This window comes from Mycobacterium sp. NGS56 (assembly GCF_059812425.1).
The window spans coordinates 457,936-480,594 of record NZ_JCALCQ010000001.1; the positions used below are offsets into that span (position 1 = coordinate 457,936).

Annotated in this window: 18 protein-coding genes and 1 riboswitch; of the genes, 10 read left to right on the forward strand and 8 right to left on the reverse strand. The window is 66.1% G+C overall.

The annotated features are described in order from the left end of the window. Positions 1-12 precede the first annotated feature (12 nt). The 7 genes from AC5Y4F_RS02120 to AC5Y4F_RS02150 form a co-directional block, all read right to left on the reverse strand. Entirely contained in the window at positions 13-1,497 is a 1,485-nt protein-coding gene (locus AC5Y4F_RS02120) for an aldehyde dehydrogenase family protein (RefSeq protein ID WP_499994895.1), read from the reverse strand. Positions 1,498-1,611: 114 nt separating this feature from the next. Further along, positions 1,612-2,829: a cytochrome P450 gene (locus AC5Y4F_RS02125; RefSeq protein WP_499994897.1), complete on the reverse strand. Its 1,218-nt coding sequence runs from the start codon at positions 2,827-2,829 to the stop codon at positions 1,612-1,614. 9 nt (positions 2,830-2,838) lie between these two features. Beyond that, positions 2,839-3,843 (reverse strand): SDR family oxidoreductase, encoded by a 1,005-nt coding sequence (locus tag AC5Y4F_RS02130; protein ID WP_499994899.1) that lies wholly within the window; start codon positions 3,841-3,843, stop codon positions 2,839-2,841. Continuing rightward, on the reverse strand, positions 3,836-4,978 hold the full coding sequence (locus tag AC5Y4F_RS02135; RefSeq protein ID WP_499994902.1) for a spirocyclase AveC family protein: 1,143 nt from the start codon (positions 4,976-4,978) through the stop codon (positions 3,836-3,838). The genes AC5Y4F_RS02130 and AC5Y4F_RS02135 overlap by 8 nt, the downstream gene beginning before the upstream one ends. A 4-nt stretch (positions 4,979-4,982) precedes the next feature. After that, positions 4,983-6,101, reverse strand: a complete 1,119-nt coding sequence (locus AC5Y4F_RS02140; RefSeq protein ID WP_067935163.1) for an ABC transporter substrate-binding protein — start codon at positions 6,099-6,101, stop codon at positions 4,983-4,985. Positions 6,102-6,186: 85 nt separating this feature from the next. Further along, entirely contained in the window at positions 6,187-7,053 is an 867-nt protein-coding gene (locus AC5Y4F_RS02145; RefSeq protein WP_067935161.1) for a CbbQ/NirQ/NorQ/GpvN family protein, read from the reverse strand. Positions 7,054-7,109: 56 nt separating this feature from the next. After that, a complete protein-coding gene (locus AC5Y4F_RS02150) occupies positions 7,110-8,834 on the reverse strand; it encodes a nitric oxide reductase activation protein NorD (protein ID WP_499995750.1) in 1,725 nt (574 codons plus the stop codon). A 121-nt stretch (positions 8,835-8,955) separates the two neighbouring features. Between AC5Y4F_RS02150 and AC5Y4F_RS02155 the strand changes: the two genes are divergently transcribed. The 9 genes from AC5Y4F_RS02155 (at position 8,956) to metE (ending at position 19,228) form a co-directional block, all read left to right on the forward strand. Continuing rightward, positions 8,956-9,939, forward strand: coding sequence for an SDR family NAD(P)-dependent oxidoreductase (locus AC5Y4F_RS02155; RefSeq protein WP_499994905.1), 984 nt, complete (start codon positions 8,956-8,958; stop codon positions 9,937-9,939). Beyond that, positions 9,932-10,498, forward strand: coding sequence for a nuclear transport factor 2 family protein (locus AC5Y4F_RS02160; protein ID WP_499994907.1), 567 nt, complete (start codon positions 9,932-9,934; stop codon positions 10,496-10,498). Before AC5Y4F_RS02155 ends, AC5Y4F_RS02160 begins: the two co-directional genes overlap by 8 nt. A 44-nt stretch (positions 10,499-10,542) precedes the next feature. Beyond that, on the forward strand, positions 10,543-11,691 hold the full coding sequence (locus AC5Y4F_RS02165) for an acyl-CoA dehydrogenase family protein (protein WP_499994909.1): 1,149 nt from the start codon (positions 10,543-10,545) through the stop codon (positions 11,689-11,691). Beyond that, a complete protein-coding gene (locus tag AC5Y4F_RS02170; RefSeq protein WP_499994910.1) occupies positions 11,688-12,809 on the forward strand; it encodes an acyl-CoA dehydrogenase family protein in 1,122 nt (373 codons plus the stop codon). The genes AC5Y4F_RS02165 and AC5Y4F_RS02170 overlap by 4 nt, the downstream gene beginning before the upstream one ends. Beyond that, a complete protein-coding gene (locus tag AC5Y4F_RS02175; protein WP_499994912.1) occupies positions 12,809-13,456 on the forward strand; it encodes a nitroreductase family protein in 648 nt (215 codons plus the stop codon). Before AC5Y4F_RS02170 ends, AC5Y4F_RS02175 begins: the two co-directional genes overlap by 1 nt. Before the next feature lie 138 nt (positions 13,457-13,594). Next, entirely contained in the window at positions 13,595-14,875 is a 1,281-nt protein-coding gene (locus tag AC5Y4F_RS02180) for a TetR/AcrR family transcriptional regulator (protein ID WP_067935146.1), read from the forward strand. Between the two features lie 97 nt (positions 14,876-14,972). Then, complete coding sequence (locus tag AC5Y4F_RS02185) at positions 14,973-15,815, forward strand: SDR family oxidoreductase (protein WP_067935145.1); 843 nt, start codon at positions 14,973-14,975, stop codon at positions 15,813-15,815. Positions 15,816-15,914: 99 nt separating this feature from the next. Beyond that, complete coding sequence (locus AC5Y4F_RS02190; protein WP_499994918.1) at positions 15,915-16,556, forward strand: SDR family oxidoreductase; 642 nt, start codon at positions 15,915-15,917, stop codon at positions 16,554-16,556. A gap of 56 nt (positions 16,557-16,612) precedes the next feature. Next, a riboswitch (cobalamin riboswitch) is annotated at positions 16,613-16,793 on the forward strand. A gap of 155 nt (positions 16,794-16,948) precedes the next feature. Next, positions 16,949-19,228, forward strand: a complete 2,280-nt coding sequence (gene metE / locus AC5Y4F_RS02195; RefSeq protein WP_499994921.1) for a 5-methyltetrahydropteroyltriglutamate--homocysteine S-methyltransferase — start codon at positions 16,949-16,951, stop codon at positions 19,226-19,228. A 22-nt stretch (positions 19,229-19,250) separates the two neighbouring features. On the opposite strand, the gene AC5Y4F_RS02200 is transcribed toward metE, so the two are convergent. Next, complete coding sequence (locus AC5Y4F_RS02200; RefSeq protein WP_067935398.1) at positions 19,251-20,975, reverse strand: DUF3556 domain-containing protein; 1,725 nt, start codon at positions 20,973-20,975, stop codon at positions 19,251-19,253. 294 nt (positions 20,976-21,269) lie between these two features. Here AC5Y4F_RS02200 and AC5Y4F_RS02205 point away from each other — a divergent pair, with 294 nt between their 5' ends. Then, positions 21,270-22,634 (forward strand): flavin monoamine oxidase family protein, encoded by a 1,365-nt coding sequence (locus AC5Y4F_RS02205; RefSeq protein WP_499994924.1) that lies wholly within the window; start codon positions 21,270-21,272, stop codon positions 22,632-22,634. The last annotated feature ends 25 nt before the right edge of the window (positions 22,635-22,659 follow it).

Below are 22,659 nucleotides of genomic sequence, written 5' to 3' on the forward strand. Positions count from 1 at the left end.
GACCGGTGGCTGCTAACCGGCTGGGTAGGCGACCGACTTGATTTCGGTGTACTGGTCGAATCCGGCGACACCGTTCTGGCGTCCCACACCGCTTTCCTTGTAACCACCGAATGGTGTGTCGGCGCCATAGGGTGCTCCGCCGTTGACGCCCATGAAGCCGGCCCTGATCCGGCGGGTCACCGACAACGCACGTTCGAGAGAACCGGCAAACACGTTGCCGGCCAACCCGTACACGCTGTCGTTGGCGATCCGGATCGCGTCCTCCTCGTCGTCGAACGGAATGACCGACAGCACCGGCCCGAAGATCTCCTCCTGCGCGATGGTCATCTTGTTGTCGACGTTGGTGAAAAGCGTTGGGCGGACGTAGAACCCCTTGTCGAAACCGGTCGGGGCGTCGGGACCGCCGACCAGCGCGGTGGCACCTTCCTCGACGCCCTTGTTGATGTAGCCCATCACCCGCTCGTACTGCCGTTGCGAGATCACCGGGCCGCACAGCGTCGCGGGATCCTGCGGGTCGCCACACGTGACGTTCTCGTAGATGTTCTTGAGGATTTCCACGCCTTCGTCATACCGGGAGCGCGGCAATAGCAACCGGGTCGGATTGGCGCAACCCTGCCCGGCGTGCATGCACGGCGCGATGCCGACCATGCACGCCGTCCCGAAGTCGGCATCCTCCAACACGATGGTGGCCGACTTGCCGCCGAGTTCGAGGAACAGCCGCTTCATGGTGGCGGCGCCCTTTTCCATGATCCGCTTGCCGACCACCGTCGAACCGGTGAACGAGATCAGGTCGACCTTGGGCGACAGCGTGAGCTCCTCGCCGACGAAGTGGTCCGAGGCGGTGACGACGTTGACGACGCCGGCCGGGATGTCGGTCTTCTCGGCGATCAGCCGGCCGAGCCGGGTCGCGTTGAACGGCGTGTTGGGCGCCGGCTTGAGCACCACGGTGTTACCGGTGCCCAGCGCCTGGCCGAGCTTGTTGAGGGTGACCTCGAACGGGAAGTTCCACGGCACGATCGCTCCGACCACGCCCACCGGTTCGCGCCAGACCTTGCGGGTGGTCAGCGTGCCGGTGAGGCTGACGACCTTGTCGCCGAGGTCGGTCTCCCAGGCGTACTCGTCGATCAGGCGGGCCGGATACTTCAACCCGTCTTCCAGCGGCGCGTCGAGCTGGGGACCGAACGTGATGGCCCGGGGCGATCCGACCTCGAGGATGAGTTCGTCGCGCAGCTCGTCGATCTCGGACTCGATCGCCTCGTGCAGCTGCAGCAGGCAGCGCTTGCGCAGCTCCTTGTTGGTTGACCAATCGGTCTCGTCGAAGGCACGCCGGGCGGCGTCGATGGCCCGGTGCATATCCTCCTTCGAGCCGTCGGCGACCTCGCCGAGCGACTCCTCGGTCGCCGGGTTGATATTGGTGAAGGTGCCGGCTTGTCCGTCGACGAGCTTGCCGTCGATCATCATCTTCGGCTCGAAGCGGACCTTTACAGCCTCAGTCATATCTGTCACTCTCTTCTGACTCGGTAGAGGGGCGGCCCGCAGAGCGCTGGTTACCCTACGGGGAGCCTTACTGGAAACTAGCCGATTGGCAAGTGGAGCCTCGGCGAGGGCCGGTCATCGGGGGTCGAAGAGCACCGGAACCGACGTCGGTGACCGGAAGACCTGGCCGCGGATATGGGGGTCGTCACCGTCGGGATCCAGCCGCAGGTTCGGCAACCTGTCGAGCAGAAGGTTGATGGCGGTACGCATCTCAAGCCGCGCCAAGTGCATGCCGAGGCAGACGTGGACGCCATGCCCCCAGCCCAGATGGGCCCGGGCCTCTCGGTGGATGTCGAACGTATTCGGATCGGGATAGCGATCCTCCTGCCGGTTCGCCGAACCGAGCATCGGCATGACCGTCGCGCCGGCCGGGATCGCCACGCCACCGAGTTCGGTGTCGCGAGTCGCCACCCGGGTGATGGTCAACAACGGCGATTCCCAGCGCACGCCCTCCTCGATCGCCTGGGGCAGCAGCGATCGGTCCGCGCGGATGGCATCCAGCTGCGCCGGGTCCGACAACAGCGCCAACAGCAGGCTGCCGAGTGCGCGGTAGGTCGTCTCGACGCCCGCCGGCAACAGCAGCCGAAGGAACGAGAAGATCTCCTCGTCCGCAAGCTGCTCCCCGTCGATCTCGGCCGCACCGAGGGCGCTGATCAGATCGTCCTTCGGGTCGGCCCGGCGGGCCTGGAGTATCGGCGCGAAGTACTCGCACAGGGCGGCTGAGGCCGCAAGCCCGCGTTCGGGGTTCATCAGCCAGCTCAGCAGCGAAATCGACCACCGCTGGAACTGCGGGTAATCCTCTTCCGGCAGGCCCAGCAGTCCGGCGATGATCTGGCTCGGGTAGTCAAAGGTGAATTCCTTGACCAGATCGGCCTTGCCGTTCGGCGCGAACTTGTCGATGAGGCTGTTTGCCACGCGGCCAACCAACTCGTCCTGCCAGCGCGCCAATGACTTCTGCGAGAACGCCTTGGACACCAGCGACCGCAACCGGCCGTGGATTGGCTCGTCCATGCCGAGCATCACGCCTTTGCCCAGCACCGGGCCGAATGCGGCGATCACGGCGGCCGAGGAGAACGTCTCGTTGTCGCGCAGCATCTGCTGGATGTCCTCGTGGCGATACACGATGAACATTGGCAGCCCTTCCTCGTGCGGAAGCGCTCCCGACGTCTCGAGTCGCTGCACCGGTTCCTCGTGGCGCAGCCGCGCCAATTCGGTGTACGGGTCACGCACGTCACCGGATATCGCGTCATCGAAGGCGCCGAAATCCTCGAGGTCGTCGAAAAGTTGTTCCATGATTGCCCCTTAATCCCCTTGCGGTGCCGCATTCTTTTGCGACGAGAACCACCCCGCTGCCGCGGCCAAGCGCTGCAGTACCGGCTGCGGAAGAACACGGGCGACGAAGACCATCGCCTTCTGACTTGTCGTCAACGGCCACACCCCACCCCTCATCGAGCCCTGCCGTGGTATGCCCAGCACGAGCCGCGACATGTGGTGCATGCCCGATGCGGGCAGAATCCTGTTGGCCACCAACAGCATCGAGGCATCGGGTCCGACACCTCGGCGGCGGAATGCGCCCCGATCCTCGATCGCCTTGAGTAGGCCGTCGGTGAACCGCTCCGGGGGGCGTGCCATTTTCATCGCGAAGCGCCCGCGGCTGTTCATGGTGTTGTGCAGCCGGGCGTACGGGCCGTTGAAATTCCGGTCGTCGGTGGTGCCGGCGTCGGTGATGATCTCGGTGTCATACGTACCGGCCACCAGGACGGTGACCCCGAGGCCGAACGGAGCGATCTCGCACGCCATCGATTCGCCCCACCGCTCCAGTGCTCCCTTGGCCGCCGAGTACGGTGCGGTGGCGGGCTGGCCCCGCACCCCGGCCGCGCTGGACACCAGCACGATTCGCCCCTCCCCCGCCGCCCGCATCGACGGCAGCAGAGCCTGGGTGAGCGCGACGGGGCCCAGGACGCTGGTGGCGAGCATTCGCTGCCACAGCGCCATATCGGTCTCCTCGACCATTCCGGCGGCGGAGATACCGGCGTTGTGCACCAGCGCATACGGTGCGCCCACGGTTTCCTCGATTGTTTTGGCGGCCGCGGCGATGGACGCGCTGTCCGTCAGGTCAAGCTGGACACCGATCAACCGTTCGTCATCCTCACCGGACTGCGTCGCCGCACGCAACAATGGCATTCCGCGGTCGGGCGCGCGCATGGCTGCGACCACGCGCCATCCCTCCCGGTACATCCGCACCGCCGAGGCGAAGCCCAGTCCGCGGGACGCACCGGTGATGACGACCGTGCGCGGCTCAACCATTCTCGCCCTGGGTTGCACAGGCGCCCTGCCCGGGCGGCGGCGGTTCGACGTGCGGCCGACCATTGGGCTCCCCGCTGGCCCAGGTCGACCAGATGCCGACCGAGTACGGTCCTTGCGCGCCGGCTTTCTCGTAATACCCTTGCGGGTCATACACTTTGGCCTCCGGATACGGCCATGGGCAGGCCACCGAGGTGGCGGCATGGCTGACCTTGATGACCCAGAACCAGGTGCCGTAAGCGAAGTACGACACGTTGATGATGACGAACATCACCAGGAACGTGCCCAGCACCGGACGCGTCGGGAACAACTTCGCTTTCGCGGCAAGCTTTTCCGCGACCGACTTACCGGTGTCGTCGCGGTAGCACAGGATCGCGGCCGGCACCATCACGAAGCACACCGAGAACGATTCCCAGATCAGCGGGAACTGGAAGGTGGTGCCGGTGAACACCGATCCCCACGGGATCACCTGCGAGTAGATGTACATGCCCCAGTGGATCAGGGTGTTTTCCAGGAAGGCATCGAAAATGAACCCGATCACCAGAACGATCGCGCCCAGGCAGATCAACGGGTGCCGGGAGACGTAACTGGTGGGCCCGTACTTTGCCTGCAGCCGGCGCAGGATCCAGACCCCCGGGAAGTAGGGCCCGAAGTAGAACATCACGTAACCGAAGACCACGAACGGTTCGACCGTCGGTGACAACGACACCAGCGGCCAGGATTCCGGCCAGTGAACGAGATCGGGGTTGTACACCGCGAACGGCGCCCAGTTCATGATCGGGTCCTGCCACACGATCAGCGTGGTACACAGGAACATCAGCATCGCCGGGCTACCGGGATTGCGGCGCCAGCCCCTGATGAAGACGATCAACAAAACGATCAGCGCCACGACCGTGGCCCAGTCCAGGAAGGTGATGTAGTCCAGCCCGAACGTGAACTTCACCGGCCGCGGCCGTCCTACCACATTGGGGTTTGCGATGCGTGGGTCAAGCGCCACACGGCAATTGGCGATGAAGAACAGCGCGAAGGCCGCCAGCGCCGCGCCGGCGATCCAACCGCCCCAGCTGCGCCTGCCCTTGCGCTGCGGGACGGCCGGTTCCTCCTGCGCGGCAGGCGATGTGGTTTGTTCGGTGGACATCGAGTCAGCCTTCCACTCCGAAGCGATCGACCAGATGCGAGTTGACGCCGTCGGCATCGAGGGTGCGCGCCACCAGATACCCGGCACCCATCCAGGCCCGGCGCGTCCACTTGCCGAACGACACCCGGGTGCCGGGAGCACCAGATGCGGCGGGCATCATCTTGACCCGCTCCAGGGCCTCCTTGACGCCGCGCGGGCTGAGCGGATGGGCATCGCTGAACGCGCGCACCAGCGTCGCGGCGACGTCGCGGTTCACCACGGTCACGCAGAACTCGGGGCGGCTGCCGTTGTACTTCTTCGCGTAGTTGTCGAGGAAGTCCTGACCGATTCGGTTCGCCTCGTCGTACTGGTCGACACCGGTCCAGCCCATGAACGCGTTCCACATGATGGGGTTGACCCAGGCGTTCTGCCACGCGGTCGTGGTGAACCGGGGCGGGTCCCAGCCGAGGGACTCGAGCGCGGGGTTGATGAACACAATTCCGAATCCGAACCCCAGGTGCACGATCGCCTCGGCCTTGGCCTCATGAAGCGTCTGTACCGCAGCGTTGATGTCCTGCGCCGTCTGGGCGATTGAAACTTCCGCCACGATGCGAATGCCTTTGCGACGGCAGGCACTTCGCAGGTTCTTCAGGTAGCTCTCGCCGATGAGGCTCTGTTCGACCAGCACACCGATCTCGGCCAGGCCGCGCTTGGCGATGAGGTCGGCCAAAAAGATCGGCTCATCGGTCATCGATCCCTGGGGGAAGGCGAATGTCCACTCACCCAGCCAGTCGTCGGTGCCGGTTACGCTGATCGCGGGCACCTTGAACCGTTCCTCGATCGCTTCTCGCAACGGCACGCAGTTATCGGTGATGTTGGGACCGAAGACCACGAGGCAGCCCTCGTCGACCAGTTCGCCATACGCATCGATCACCGCCTTGACCGAACCCTTGGGCAGCCCCTCCACCTCGCGATAGATCATCTGCACGGGGCGGTCCATCACGCCCTGGGCGACCGCCTCCTCGAAGATCAGGTCGAAAGTCTGGGTGAAGGAGGCGAATAGCTCCTCGGGAAACCCCGGGGGGAGCTTGAAGTCCATCAAGTAGCCGACCTTGATCGGCTCTGCGGTGCTCTCGTAGGACATCCGACCTCCCAGGTGACTCGATTTGCGCACGCCGAACCGAAAAACCTAATATTTGTTCAGACCCTAGCGGGGGCGGTATGCAGCGTCAATCATCGGACCGGCCAGACCCGTCCGGCGCCAGGTAGATCTCGATCATTTCACCCAGCGCCTTACCCACCGCCACGTCGTCGGTCAACGGTCCGGCGATCGCGGCGCGCGCCGCGTCACGCATGCTCAGGCCCTCGGCGACCAGCTTCCCCGCGGCGATCAGCACCCGCGTCGAGGCGACCTCACGCAGCCCGCCGGTCTCCAGTCTGCGGATGGCCTGGCCGAATCGGACCAGTTCGGCGGCGGTGGACCCATCCACGCCCGCCTCGTGCGCGACGATGCCCTCTTCGATATCTGCGGTGGGGAAATCGAATTCGATGGCGACCATCCGCTGCCGTGTCGAATCCTTGAGATCCTTCAGCACGCTCTGATAGCCCGGGTTGTACGACACGACGAGGCCGAATCCTGGCGCCGCGTCCAGCGTGACGCCGAGTCGCTCGATCGGCAGCTGACGCCGATAGTCGGCAAGTGGATGCAGCACCACTGTGGTGTCCTGCCGGGCTTCCACCACTTCGTCGAGGTAGCAGATCGCACCCTCGCGCACCGCGTGGGTCAACGGGCCGTCCACCCACACGGTCTCGTCGCCGCGCAGCAGGTAGCGCCCCACCAGGTCGGCGGTGGTGAGGTCGTCATGGCAGGCGACGGTGATCAACGGCCGGCCCAAGTCGTGGGCCATCGCCTCGACGAACCGGGTCTTGCCGCACCCCGTCGGACCCTTCAGGACCAGCGCCAGGCCCTGCCGGTAGGCCGCCTTGAAGATCTCCTCTTCGCTGCCGACCGCTTGGTAATAGGGCCGCACTGCTTCCTTTCCGTCCGCGTCGGGCAGACCGCCGTTGAAGTAAGCAAGCCCGGACTCGTTGGCCATAGCTTCCCTTCTGCTACTTCCGGCGATTGGAGCCTAGCCGGAACAGATGTTTGTTTTCAAGTGCCCGGTCGGGCGGTGCCGGCGCCCTGGGGCGCCAACTGCGTTCTGGGACTTGGCATCACCGACACCCTGCGACGGACCTCCGCCGACCGGAGTGCGGAGCGGAACAACGGTCCGATGACACCGGCGAGCTGGCCGGGTTGCGCGATCGTCGCGTGCGCGGTGTTGCCGAACACCCGGCGCAGCGATTGCACGTCGGTCCCGGCGCCGATCGTCAGGCATACGCAGCCGGTTCCCCGCCGGCGGGCCTCGGTCAGCGCGCGGCGGGCGTCCGCGGCGCCGTAAGCCCGCTCGTATCCGTGGTCGTACGCCAGTCCGTCGGAGAGCACCACCAGCAACCGCCGTGCCGTCCCGCCGCGCGCCTCCAGGGTCGCCGCACCGTGACGGATCGCCGCACCCAAGCGTGAATACGCGCCCGGTTCCAGGCTGTTGAGCCGCCTGATGACCTGAGCGTTCAGCTGGTCCTCGAACCGCTTGACGGGGACCATGCTCACCGCGCGCCGGCCCTGCGAGTAATACGCGTACAGCGCGACACGGTCACCGAGATCGTGCAACGCCACGGTCAGATTGGCGACCGCCGCGCGCTGTTGTTCGTGAACCGTGCGCCCGACCGTTCCGGGTTCGCCCGCCGAGCCGGACACGTCGAGCAGTAGCAGCACCGAGAGGTCGCGCCTGCGCCGCAGGCTGTCGAGGTACACGGCCTCGTCGGGCGCCGATCCGGCCCGCACCTCGACCCGGGCTTCCACGGCGGCATCGATGTCGATGTCGTCGCCCTGCGCCTGCCGGTGGCGTCGGTGCAGACCCATGCCGAGCCGCGATAGCGGCCGCCGCACCCCAACGGCGTCGTCGATGGCCTGCGTGGCCGATGCGTGGATCTGTGGCTCGACCTCGCGGACCGTGCACCAGCCCGGCCGGTAGCTCTTACGCGCGACGTCCCATTCCGGATACCGCACGCCGTCCGCGGCTGTGTGCGCCTCCTGATCGGCGTCGCCCTCGTCGTCGTCGCGCGCCCAAGCGAGCGACGCGACGGCGTACGCGCCGCGCTTGCCGGAGTTGGTGCGGTGAGTCGGGCTGTCCGCGCCCGGCGGGCCGCCGCCGCTTCCGGTCTTGCGCGCCGACGAGAGCATCTTCTTCAACCACTTACCGATGAATCCACCCCCGCCAACCGGGCTGGTGAACAAGTCGGGATCGTCGGAGTCGTCCACCTCGCCGTCGTCGAGCTCCTCGAGCTCGGTTGCGCCATCGCGCCGAGGCACGTGCCCGGCCTTCGCCTGTTCGTCTTGTTTCGCCGCCCGCGCGCACGCCGCCATCACTTTTGCCGCACGGATGGCGCCGAACTCCGGCGCCGGGTCCTCGAGCGCTTCGCGTGAGGCGGCGATGGCGAGCGACGCGTGCGGTGAATCGCTGCGCCCCGCGATGGCGCGGTCGCCCAGCGAAGCCAAAACACTTGGCAACAAATGCGCATTCGCGACCAACGCGCGGTGGCCCTCCACGGCCAGGTAGCGCTTTGACAGCTTCCGGTGCCGAACCAAGGCGCCCACCACATCGGGTTCCAGGCTGCCGGCGGCGATCATCGATGCCTGCACGGCTACGGCCTTCAGTTGCGCGAGCGGGCCGGCGGCGGCGTCGACGCGAATCGTCTGGCCGTCGGTCCACGCCGGCTCGCCCCCTGACAGCCCGGCGACCGCGACGGCTTGACCCGCCAGCGCGGAAGCGAGCATGCCCAGGACCTGCAATCGGTCGGGACGGTCGTCTCCCACGCTCAACCTCCCGATTGTTGACCAAATATCTGTTCCACCGTAAAGTCCGGCTGCACAGCAGTCAATGAACCAGGAGCACACGATGATTGACTTCACCGGCCAGGTGGCGGTGGTGACCGGGGCCGGTCGGGGACTCGGTCGGCTGTACGCCCTGGACCTGGCCCGCCGCGGCGCCGCCGTGGTGGTCAACGACGTCGGCAGCACGATGCGCGGCGACGGATCCGATAGAGGCGTCGCCGACGACGTGGTCGACGAGATCAAAGACGCCGGCGGCACCGCGATCGCGTCGTACGACTCCGTGGACAACCCGGCCGGCGGTCAGGCGATCATCGATGCGGCGGTGGACTCGTTCGGGCGCGTTGATTCCGTCATCAGCAACGCCGGCATTTTCGCCAGCGTGCCCTTTGAGGACCTCTCGCACGACGACTGGACGCGGATGCTGCGCGTTCACCTCGACGGCGGCTTTTACCTGTCTCAGCCCGCATATCGCGTGATGAAGAACAACGGTGGCGGGCGATTCGTGTTCATCTCGTCCTCCGCCGGGATCTTCGGCCAGCCGATGGAGGCCCACTACGCGGCAGCCAAGGCCGGATTGGTCGGATTGACCAACGTCATCGCCATCGAAGGGGAGGCGCACGGGATACTCGCCAATTCCGTTATGCCCACCGGCTTCTCGCGGATGGTCACCGAGACCGTCGGCGACGAGAAGTTCCTCGCCGAATCCGGCTTCATCCAAGCCATCCGGCCCGAGCTCGTCGTGCCGCTGGTGACGTTTCTGGCCAGCGCCGCCTGCACCGTCACCCACCGCAACTATTCCGCCGCCGCCGGCCGCTATGCGCGCGTCTTCGTGGGCCTCACCGAAGGCTGGCTGGCCGACGCCGAGAGCCCGCCGACAGCCGAGGACATCGCGGCGCATCTCGAGCTGATATCGGCGACGGAGAAGTTCATCGTGCCCGCATCGATCGTCGACGAGGTGCTGGAAGTGTGTGACCGGCGCGGTGTCAGCCCGATGCCGGACAACGCCGAGTTGGCATTCCCGAACCCGCAGGGAGCTGAACGTGGATGACGAACTGCGCAATCAGGTCAAGCGGCTGGCCGACCGTGCGGAGATCTGCGACTGCATGCAGCGCTACGCGCGCGGGATCGACCGTCAGGACCGGGCGTTGCTGCGGTCGGCCTATCACGACGGCGCCATCGACGACCACGTCGGATTCGTCGGCGAGGTAGACGATTTCATCGACTGGGCGCTCGCGTATCACGGCAGCCAGACGCGATACCAGCACTACCTGCTGAACCACACCGCCGACATCGACGACGAGGCCCATACGGAGACCTATTACCTGTTCATCGGGACCGACCGTGCACCGGCGAACCACATGACGGTCTCCGGCGGTCGTTACGTGGATCGCCTGCAGCGCCGCGACGGACGTTGGGGCATCGTCGATCGGGTGTGCCTGGTGGAGTTCGTGGCCGAATCGCAATCGCTGCTCACCGACGCGGTCCTCGCCATGGTGCCCGGGACCCGCACGCCGCGCCATGACAGGACAGACGCCTCATACGATCGGCCACTCGCGGCCTCGCGCGCGGCTGGCGGCGGCATTGACCAGATATCCGCTCAACCGTAAAGTCCGGCTTGGTCAGGGCTTTACGACGCTGAAGACAGAGGAACGTGGACTTTTCATACCCGGCGGAAGTGGAACAGTTCCGCAGCGAGCTGCGTGACTGGCTCTCGCAGAACCTGACCGACGAGTTGGTGGCGGCGCGCCGGCCCACCGGCCGCGACGATGCCGCGTTCGAGATGCTGCGGGCATGGAACGCGACGATGGCCGATGCGGGATGGGCCGCCGTGTCCTGGCCGCCCGAGTACGGTGGGCGCGGCGCAACGGTGCTCGAGCAGCTGGTCTACACCGAAGAGACCACCCGCGCTCGAGCTCCGATGCCGCTCAACGTGATTGGTTTGAACAATATCGCCCCGGCAATCATGCAGTACGGCACCGAGTCCCAGAAGCGCACCCTGCTCCCCCGCATGATGCGCGCCGACGACATCTGGTGCCAGGGAATGTCGGAGCCCGAGGCGGGGTCCGATCTCGCGTCGCTGCGCACCCGCGCCGTCCGAGACGGTGACCAATTCGTCATCAACGGCCAGAAGATCTGGACCTCGCTGGGGCATCGGGCCGACTGGTGTCAGCTCTACGTGCGCACCGATCCCGACGCACCCAAGCACAAAGGCATCTCCTGCCTCATCGTCGACATGACGCTGCCCGGCATCGAAGCCCGCCCGCTGGTCACGCTCAACGGTGACGCCGACTTCGCGGAGGTGTTCTTTCACGACGTGCGGGTGCCGGCCAACGCGTTGCTGGGTCCGCTCAATGCTGGCTGGCAGGTGGCTACCACGACGCTCAGCCACGAGCGCGCCGGCGCCGCGAGGCTGTACGCAGAGATGCAGGCCCGGCTCGAAGAGCTGGTCAACGACCTCGCCGCCGCCAATACCGGCGCGCTGGACGATCCGGTGACGCTGCGCCGCCTGGGCGAAATCGCGGTCCGCATCAAGTATCTCGAGGTCCTGTGTCAGCGGTCGATCTCTGCGACGCTGCATGGTGGTGACGCGTTCGGGTCGGCCAGCTTGGCCAAGACCGTCTGGGGCGAGATCGGCCAGGATTTGGCCGCACTGGCCTTCGACGCCCTCGGCAGCCAGGGCGCCGGTGCGCCGTGGGCTAACTACCGTCTGACGTCGCGGTCGCTGACCATCGCGGGCGGTACCACGCAGATCAACAAGAACATCACCGCTCAGCGAGTGCTGGGACTGCCGCACACATGAACCTCGAACTCACCGACGAGCAGGTGGCGCTGCGCGACACCACACGGCGATTTCTCGCTGAGAAGGCACCGGTTTCGCAGCATGTCCGGTCCCTGCTCGACGATCCGACCGGCGTCGACGAGGCTGTGTGGCGCGGTCTCGCCGATCTCGGGACCACCGGCCTGCTGGTGCCGGAAGAGTGCGGGGGTGCCGGCATGACCATGGTCGAGGCCGGCATCGTTGCCGAAGAGCTGGGCGCCGCGCTGTATCCGGGGCCGTGGTTGTCGACCGCGGTGGCCGCCGCGCGCGTGCTGACCCGGTTGAAAGACAACGACATCGCACCTAAGTTGTTGCGCGGCATCGCGGACGGCACCACCGTGGCCGCCGTCTGCTACCCGGATTCAGCGAACGCCTCGGTCACCGCGCACCGCAACGATGAAGCGATCACCCTACGCGGCGAGATCGCCGAGGTACCCGACGCCGCGGCCGCCGACGTCCTGCTGGTGGCCGCCGAAGACACCGACGGCACCGCGCTTTTCGTCGTGCGGCCCGGATCGGCAGGGGTCTCGGTCATGGCCGGGCACGGCATCGACGCGACCCGCAAGCGTTTCCGCGTCACGTTCGGCGCGGCGCCCGCGCAACGACTGGCCTCGGCGTCGGCGGACGACATGGCGGCGGTGATCGACGACGTGCTGATTGCCACCGCGGCCGATGCGCTCGGCGCCGCGCGCGCCGTTATGGACCTCGCCGTCGAATACGCGAAGCGCAGAGCACAATTCGGTCAGCCGATCGGCTCCTTCCAGGCCGTCCAGCATCTGTGTGTGGACATGTTCGAGACGGTCGAGCTCGCCCGCAGCGGGGTGATCCACGCGCTGTGGGCCAGCGACGCATTCCCCGAAGCCGATGGTCGATCCGGCGAAGAGCGCCATCTTGCCGCGCTGCGCGCGAAGGCGTTCGCCGGGCGACTGGCCACCGTGGCCGACACCGCCATCCAAGTGTTCGGTGGGATCGGCTACACCTGGGAGCACGACGCTCACCTGTACCTCAAGCGGCTGCTGAGCTGGAGCTCTTTTCTCGGCGGCCCCGATGCCTACCTCACCGAAGTCGGTGCGCGCCTTGCCAAGAGAGGCCGTCAGTGATGGAGATCGACTACCTGCTCACCGCGACCCCTTCGGCACGCAGATCGCTCGACCTCAACGCGCCGGTCGACCTCGACGACATCCGCGACTGCCTGCGAATCGCCCTGCAGGCGGCGAACGGGTCGAATGCCCAGGCATGGCGCTGGTTGGTGATCTCGGACCCGGCGCTGCGGACCAAGATCGCCGAGCTTTATCGCCACGCCTACCTGCTGCGGGTGGGCGGACAGCTGATCGCGGACCTGATGCCCGCGGGGACTCCGGAGAGCCGGGTCATGTCGTCGACGGAGTGGTTGGTGCAGAACATGGCGAGCGTGCCGCTGCTGGTAATCCCTTGCTATGAACCCTATCTGCCTCGCATCGAGGGCGATGAATCGTTTCATCTGGCCACGTTGTACGGGTCGATCTTCCCGCCGGTGTGGAATTTCCAGCTGGCCTTGCACACCCGGGGATACGGGACGTGCATCACCACCCTGCATCTGCATCACGAAGAGGAAATTCGCAACCTGCTCGGGATTCCGCCGACCTACGTTCAGGGGTGCCTCTTGCCGGTGGGCCGCCTGCGCGCGGGCCGCACATTCTCACTGGCGCGCCGGCGGCCGCTCGAGGAAGTGGTCGCGTGTGACCGCTGGGACGGCCCGGCGCTCTAGAATCGGGCTTTCACCGCTTTGTGCAGCGCATTCACCGCGCTCAGTCTGATAGCCTCTAACAAAGATTTGGTTCGGCGAGAGAGGACGAATGCGAATGTTGGCCGGCGCGCAGTCGTCCAGATTTGCACACCGCTAACCATGGCGAAGGCCGAGCCACTGCGGGCCAGCAGCACAGCTGATTCTCCGACGCGCCGCGCCGAGATCCTGGCCACCGCCGCGTCGTTGATCGCCTCGTCGGGATTGCGGACGTCGCTGCAAGAGATCGCCGATGCCGCAGGCATCCTTCCCGGCAGCCTGTATCACCACTTCGAGTCCAAAGAGGCGATCCTCGTCGAATTGATCCGCCGCTACCAGGACGACCTGGAGCGCATCGGACGGACCGCCCAGGCGAGATTGGACGAACCCGACTCCCGCCCTGTCGCCCAGCAGATCATCGAATTGGGCTCGGCGATCGCCACCTGTGCCGTCGAACACCGCGCCGCGTTGCAGATGTCGTTCTACGAGGGGCCGAGTACGGACCCGGAACTGATCAAGCTGACGCAGCAACGGCCCGTGGCTATTCAGGAGGCGATGCTGCAGACGCTGCGCGCCGCTCGGTGGAGCGGTTACATCAAACCCGAAATCGACCTTCCCACGCTGGCCGACCGGATCTGCCAAACCATGCTGCAGGTCGGGCTCGATGTCATGCGCCATAAGTCCGCCACCGACCAGGTGGCCGGACTGTTGTGCCGAATCATCCTGGAAGGCTTAGCAACTCGGCCACCAACCGATTCCGCACTGGACCGGTCGAAGGCCTTCACCGCCGCCAGCGACGTCATCGCGACCTGGTCCGACGACAGCGATGCGGACCCCAACGACAAGGCGGCTCTGGTCCGGGCGGTGGCACGAGCCGAATTCGGTCGCAGAGGGTATGAAGTCACCACCGTCAGGGACATCGCTTCGGCGGCCGGTCTGGGCACCGGAACTGTGTATCGCGTAATCGGATCCAAGGACGAACTCCTCGCATCGATCATGGAATCGTTCGGCAGGAAGGTCGAGGCGGGCTGGGTCAGCGTCTTGCGCTCGGATGCCACCCCGATCGAAAAGCTCGATGCGTTGAGCTGGGTCAACGTCAATGCGCTCGACCGGTTTTCCGACGAGTTCAGGATCCAGCTGGCCTGGATGCGCCAATCACCCCCGGACACGCCCAACCCCGGCTGGCTGTACGCCACGCGGCTGCGGCAGATGAAAACGCTTCTTTCCGAGGGCATCCGGTCAGGCGAGATACGTGTCGACGCGCCGTCCACCGCGATGTTGTCCCGCTGCGTCGTCGGCCTGCAGTGGATCCCGGAGAACATCCTCAACGACATCGGCACCCGCGCGGGTTTGGTGCATGCTCGCGACACCGTCCTGCGGGGCGTCGCCGTCCGCGGCAAGTAGACGTCGTTTGACCAGACCCGGTATTGAACCAAATAACTGTTACCCATACAGTTGAGCAGTTAGAACCGCATTGGCATTATCCGAGAAGGGGATTTCCATGACCATTGTCGATCGGTTGCGCTACGACGGCAAGCGCGCTCTCGTCGTCGGTGGCGCGACTGGCATGGGCGCCGCGGCGGCCAAGTCAGCGGCCGAGCTTGGTGCCGAAGTCATCGTGATGGACTACGCGCCGGTGCGCTACGACGTCGCCAAGTCCATTCAGGTCGACCTGCGCGACACCGCGTCGATCGACGCCGCCATCGACCAGCTGGACGGCCCAATCCACGCGGTGTTCTCCGCCGCCGGCATCGCCGACGGGACCACCGACCTGATGGCGATCAACTTCCTCGGCCATCGGCACCTCATCGAGCGCCTGCTGGAGCGCAATCAGCTTCCGTCGGGCTCGGCGATCTGCTTCATCTCGTCGGTCGCCGGCATGGGCTGGGAGAACGACCTGGACTTGCTGAACGAGTTCCTGGCCACGCCGGACTTTGCGTCGGCCCAGGAATGGGTCAAGGCGCACGAAGCCGAGGGCATCATCCACTACGGCTTCTCCAAGAAGGTCGTCAACGCCTACGTCGCGACCCAGGGCTATCCCCTGCTGAAGAAGGGCATTCGGATCAACGCGATCTGCCCGGGCCCCACCGACACCCCGCTGGCCCAGGCCAACGCCGACCTGTGGCTGACCTTCGCCCAGGACTACCGCGACGAGACCGGATCGAAGGTGCACACCCCGGAGCAGATGGGTGATGTGATGGCGTTCCTCAACAGCGCCGCGGCCTTCGGCATCAGCGGCATCACGCTGCTGGTCGACTACGGACATACGATGGCGTCGTTGACCGGCGCGTACCCGCCCGGCAAGCCGATCATCGACCTGATCATGGGGCGGGTGAAGCTTTAACGGCGATCGCGAGCGCGGCGTAGCAGAGCGAAGGGGGCACCTCCCGCTTCGGAGGGAGGGTCGCGACATCGCTGACGGGTGGCACTACCGTCTTCAGACATGGCACGCGTCATCATCTTCGGCGGGCATGGCAAGGTCGCACTGCTGCTGGCTCGCGACCTGACCCAGCGCGGCGACCACGTGAGCTCGGTCTTCCGCAATCCCGATCAGTCCGATGATGTCGCTGCCACCGGCGCCAAGCCGGTGGTTTCCGACATCGAGCGGCTCGACACGAACGCCCTGGCGGATTTGGTGGCCGGGCACGACGCGGTCGTCTTTTCAGCCGGGGCGGGCGGTGGCAATCCGGAGCGGACGTATGCCGTCGACCGGGATGCCGCGATCCGGGTGATCGACGCCGCCGCACAGGCGGGCGTCAAGCGGTTCGTCATGGTGTCCTACTTTGGTGCAGGCCCGGATCATGGTGTACCGCAGGACGATCCGTTCTTCGCCTACGCACAGGCCAAGGCCGCGGCCGATGCCCACCTGCGCGCCAGCGGCCTGGATTGGACGGTGTTGGGGCCGGGCCGGCTCACCCTCGATCCGGCGACCGGCAAGATCGCGGTCGGCCAGGCGAACGGGCAGGTCTCGCGCGCCGACGTCGCGCTCGTCGCGGCCGCCGCACTGGCCGACGATTCGACCGTCCGACGAATCATTGAATTCAACAACGGCGACATCCCGATCGCGGAGGCGTTGGCGAACTGACTAAGCTGCCCCTTGCAGCTGGTCTGCTTGTGCCGCCACCGCGGCGCGGGCATCGAGCGAGGCGAACGTTAGTAACGCCTCGCGAGAGGGAACCCGGTGGGAATCCGGGACTGTCCCGCAACGGTATGCAGGAACGACCGCCGTCCGAAATTTTGGCAAGCACTGGTCACCACGACTGGGAAGCGACGGCCACTAGGAGCACCGTCGGAGTGCACGCCTGCGAGTCCGGAGACCTGCCAGCTGTGCCGGGCGCGCCGCGTCCGGCGGCTCATCGCCTCGTGGAATGGGCGTTAGGCTGCAGCCGTTGCGGTTGGTACCTGGGTACGCACCGCTGTCGGATCGGCTGCAGGTCCGCCGGCGGTGACCACCACGTCGATTGAAGGACGAATATCGTGACCCCTCAAGCATTCACCGCAACGGTAGTCGGCTCGCCACGCATCGGTCCCAAGCGTGAACTCAAGCGCGCCACCGAGGGCTACTGGGCCGGGCGCACCAGCCGTGCCGATCTGGAAAAGGTTGCCGCGACCCTGCGCCGCGATACCTGGAAGGACCTGGCCGACGCCGGCCTGGACTCGGTCCCGGTGAACACCTTCTCCTACTACGACCAGGTGCTCGATACCGCGGTCATGCTGGGCGCGCTGCCGGCCCGGGCCGCGCAGGTTCCCGACGACCTGGACCGCTACTTCGCCGCGGCGCGCGGCAACAAAGACGTCGCGCCCCTGGAGATGACGAAGTGGTTCGATACCAACTACCACTACATCGTTCCCGAGATCGAGCCCGCAACGACATTCGCGCTGCACCCGGACAAGGTGCTCTCGGAGTTGAAAGAGGCTCGAGGTCTTGGCATTCCAGCGCGCCCAGTGGTCATCGGGCCGATCACCTTCCTACTGCTGAGCAAGGCCGTCAATGGTGGCGGCCCGCCGATCGAACGCCTGCAGGAACTGGTGCCGATCTACTCCGAGCTGCTGTCACTGCTGGCCGACAACGGCGCGAAGTGGGTGCAGATCGACGAGCCGGCGCTGGTGACCGACATCTCCCCCGACGCACCGGCATTGGCCGAAGCGGTCTACAACGCGTTGGGGAAGCTGAGCAAGCGGCCCGCCATCTACGTCGCGACCTACTTCGGCGACCCCGGCGCCTCCCTGGCCGCGCTGGCCCGCACGCCCGTCGAGGCGATCGGTGTCGATCTGGTCTACGGGCCGGACCCGGCGGTGACTTCTTTTCTTGCGGTGCCCGAATTGGCCGGCAAGACCGTGGTAGCCGGTGTGGTGGACGGGCGCAACATCTGGCGCACGGACCTGGAGTCGGCGCTAGACAAGCTGGCCACCCTGTCGGGCGCGGCGGCCCATGTGGCGGTCTCGACCTCGTGCTCGACCCTGCACGTGCCGTACTCGCTGGAGCCCGAGACCGGCCTCGATGACGCGCTGCGCAGCTGGCTCGCGTTCGGACGGGAGAAGGTCACCGAGGTCGTGACGCTCGCCCGCGCACTGAATGAGGGCCGCGACGCGGTCGCCGACGAGATCGCGGCGTCCAACGCCGCGGTGGCGTCCCGCAAGAATGACCCGCGCCTGCACGATGACCGCCTGCGAGCCCGCATCGACTCGATCGTCGCGTCGGGTACGCACCGGGGTGACGCCGCCCAGCGCCGGGCCAGCCAGGAGGCGCGGCTTCAGCTGCCGCCGCTGCCGACCACCACCATCGGGTCGTTCCCGCAGACCGTCGAGATCCGCAAGGCGCGCGCCGCACTGGTCGCCGGCGAGATCGACGAGGCCGAGTATCAGAGGCGGATGAAGCAGGAGATCGCCGACGTCATCAAGTTGCAGGAGAGCCTCGGGATCGACGTGCTCGTGCACGGCGAACCGGAGCGCAATGACATGGTGCAGTACTTCGCCGAGCAGTTGGACGGGTTCTTCGCCACCAAGAGCGGCTGGGTGCAGTCGTACGGCAGCCGGTGCGTGCGCCCGCCGGTGCTCTTCGGCGACGTGATCCGCGGGCACCCGATGACGGTGGAGTGGGCGAAGTATGCGCAGTCGCTGACCGACAAGCCGGTCAAGGGCATGCTGACCGGACCGGTAACGATTTTGGCGTGGTCGTTCGTCCGGGACGATCAACCACTGGCCGACACCGCGAACCAGGTGGCGCTGGCGATCCGCGACGAGACGGTGGATCTGCAGGATGCCGGCATTGCCGTCATCCAGGTCGACGAGCCCGCGCTGCGTGAGCTGCTACCGCTGCGTCGCGCCGATCAGGCGGACTACTTGCGTTGGGCCGTAGGGTCTTTCCGATTGGCCACCTCCGGAGTCGCGGACTCCACCCAGATCCACACCCACCTGTGCTATTCGGAATTCGGTGAGGTCATCGGAGCCATCGCCGATCTGGACGCCGACGTGACATCCATCGAGGCGGCACGCTCACACATGGAGGTGTTGGACGACCTGAACTCAATCGGCTTCTCCAACAGTGTCGGGCCGGGCGTCTACGACATCCACTCGCCGCGGGTGCCGAGCACGGGCGAGATGGCCGAGTCGCTGCGCGCGGCGCTGCGGGCTGTTCCCGCCGAACGGCTATGGGTCAACCCCGACTGCGGGCTGAAGACCCGCAACCCCGACGAGGTGACTGCGTCGCTGAAGAACATGGTTGCCGCCGCCCAGGAGGTCCGAGCCGGCGTGTGATCACGCGCGCGAGCAACCGGCCTCACTCCGAGAGTACTTGCACCGGAACGTCATCGGCCCACGGTTGGCGCACGACCATGTCGGCCACCCGGACGACGCCGTGCTCGAATTCACCGGTCGCCGCGTCGACCAACCGGTATGTCTGGGTCTGCTTGTGAATTGGTTGCGCGTCGAGCAGAACCACTCGGACCTCGCCGGGCTCGAAGTGGCAACGCTCCTGCAGAGCGGTGATCAGTTGCTCGTTGTGCATGTGGCCGTCGCCGAAGTTCCAGCCGATGGCGGTGCTGCAGATCCGCTCGCCGTCGGTGATGACGAAGTCGTCCTCGTTCTGGCCAGCCATGGCACGGTGTGCCAGGGTAAACAGCGCCCGGCCGTGAGTGTTGAAGCCGCGGAACGCATATCCCATGTAGATCGGTATTTGGGCCGCCTCCGGGCTGCCGTAGAACCGCTCCAGCTGGGCCTGCGGCATACTCGCGATCGCCACGATACCCCTGCTGATCTTGTCGTTGGCCGATCCCTTGATACACCACAGTGTGGTGTCCCAATTGCCTGCGTAATAACGCATTGCCGGTAGGAACGAGATCTTGCGCGGAAACATGTTGCCCAATACGACGATTCCCGCGATGACGACAAACAGGATCGCCACCACCACCGGATGCCTCAGGTCGCGCAGCCCGATGTGGCTGTGCGCGACGAACAACGACAACACACCGAAGATCATGAAGACGTTCCACTCCAGCGGCACGCCCATCGGAATCGAGACCAGGATTCCGAGGTGGAAGCAGACCATGGCGACGGCCGCCACTGTGAGGGGCCACCCGCCGTGACAGAAGAACAGCGGCAACGGCACCAACATCTCGATGGCGGTGCTCAGGTGCGCCAGCCACCGCGACAGCCGTCCGGGCCGCAGATCATCCGGAAACTTCTCGAAGAATCGCCGTTTCAGCCAGCGGGGCCGCACCAACGGGTTATTGGACATCATCGTGGAGATGACGAACGGAAAGTGTTTGTTCAGCTTGGACGTCGCGGCGCCCATCCAGATCACCAGGAACACCACCTTTGAGCCGACGATCATGTCGGGCGCGGCGAACAGGAACGTCACCGCCAGGGTCGCGTAGACCTCGCCGCGGGCGGCCAGGAAGATCACCTTGTCGCGCAGCCCAACCACCGCCAGCAGCATGAGGATCAGCACGATCTTCCACGCGGGCAGCAGCCCGACCGTGGTGCCCAATTCGGGTATCGGTCCGGTGCCGTCGGCGAACAGCGCTGCCAGCGTCAGTAGAAGAAAGAGCCCGTACAGCGCGACGTCGACCGGTTTGCGCTTGGTGCCCTTGGTGAGTGGGATCCGATCCGGCCACGGTGGCAGCCGGATGGTGCCGAAGCGCATCCAGTACAGAATCGAGCCCATCGGTGGGAAGAACCGGTTGTTCAACGGTCCGAAGCCACAACCCAGCCCGATCACCTCGAAGAGCATGGTGTAGAGCACGACCTTCTCGAACACGATCGGCTCCGACCACCACGAGGCGACGCGGGTGAATCCGCCGAGGCCGTTGGTGGCAGATGCGAACAGCCACGCGCCCAGGATGTAGAGCAGGATCTTGGCGACATAGAACAGATGCAGCACCAACGGCGTGCCGAAGCCGACCTCTGCCCAGTGCTTGGCCATCGGCCGGATCTTGTCGCTACGGGTGCCCTTGTTCCATTCGGCCATGTCGAGCTGCGGCAGCTCGGGCTTCAGAAATCCCATGGTTTGACACATTAGAACGTGTTCTAGGGGCGCGTACCGCAACCTCGGAGAAGAAATCTTGGCCTGCGGCTTTCGCGCCGATCCCGTCGAGGGCGGGCCAGCGTGCACTTAAGGGGGTCGCCGGCGACCCTTCTGAGCCAGCCTGTGCGCGAAGGCGTTTCAGGCGCTCGCCGCGCACGCGCCAGCATGAAGGGGTCGCACGCGAACGCCTGCGGAAATCTGTGTTAACCGGCCACCGCGGGCACCTGGTCGGTGTAGTTTGCTGCTGGGGTGGACGAGGTTGAGGAGCCAGCCGTGTCTGAGGTCGATTTCTGCGTAGTCGGAGCGGGATTCGCGGGGCTGACGGCCGCGTTGCGGCTCAAACAGGCCGGGCATTCGGTGGCCTTGCTGGAGGCGCGCGATCGCGTCGGTGGCCGCACTTTCACCGAGACCCGGGCGGACGGTACGTGGATCGATCGCGGCGGCGCCTGGATCGGGCCGGGCCAGGACCGAATTTATGCGCTGATGAACGAATTCGGCGTGCCGGAGTATAAGCAGCACAACGACGGCGACGCCATGATGATCGTCGGCGGCAAGAAGCACCGCTACGGCGGCACCATCCCGTGGACGATTAGCCCGTGGGCCGTCGCCAACCTTGGGTTCGGTTTGGCCGCCATCGAGAGGATGTGCAAAGAGATTCCGCGCGAAGCCCCTTGGGACGCGAGGAAGGCCCAGGAGTGGGACCGCATCAGCATTGGGGAATGGATCCACAAGAAGTCCATGTCCAAGGACGCCGCCGAGATGCTGGACATGGCCTTCGCCGGCCTCTACACCTCGGCGGGGTCGGAGACGTCGTTGCTGTGGGGGCTGCTGCAGACGGCCTCCGCGGGCGGGCTCACCTTCGCGATTTCGGGCAAGGGTGGCTCCCAAGACGCGCGCCCGGTCGGTGGGATGGGCGCGCTGCACCGCCCGATGGTGGCCGCGCTGGGCGACACCCTCCACCTGTCGCAGCCGGTGCGCCAAATTGCCCAGGACGCCGACGGTGTGACGGTCAGCGCGGCCGATCTGACGGTGCGGGCGAGGCGAGCGATTGTCGCGATCCCGCTGGCGATCGCCACATCGATCGTGTACGAACCGATGCTGCCGGTGGATCGAGCATTTCTGCACCAGCGCATGCCGAGCGGCGCGGTCGTCAAGATCTCGATCATTTACGACGAGCCCTTCTGGCGCGCCGACGGACTATCCGGCCAATCCGCCGCGCCGAACTCCCCGGCCACCCTGACCATCGACGCCTGCACGGACACCGAGGACCCGGGAATCATGTGCGTCATCACCGAGGGGCCCGCGGCACGGCGGCTGACAGAACTCGACGAAGCCGAGCGCAAAGCGGTGATCATTGGCGAACTCGTCGACCGATTCGGCAGCAAAGCCAAAGCGCCACTGGAATTCCACGAACAGAACTGGACCACCGACCGCTATTCCGGCGGGGGAATGATCGGCCACGCCCCTCCCGGCGTGCTGACGGAATTTGGCTATACCCTGCGCGAGGCCTGCGGCCGCATCCATTGGGCAGGCACCGAAAGCTCGGCGGTGATGTGCGGGTGGATCGACGGCGCGATTCGCTCCGGCGAGCGCGCCGCGTCCGAGGTGGCCGAGGCCGAGACCGCGGCCGTCGCGTAGCCAAATCAGAGCGGCAACGCGCCCA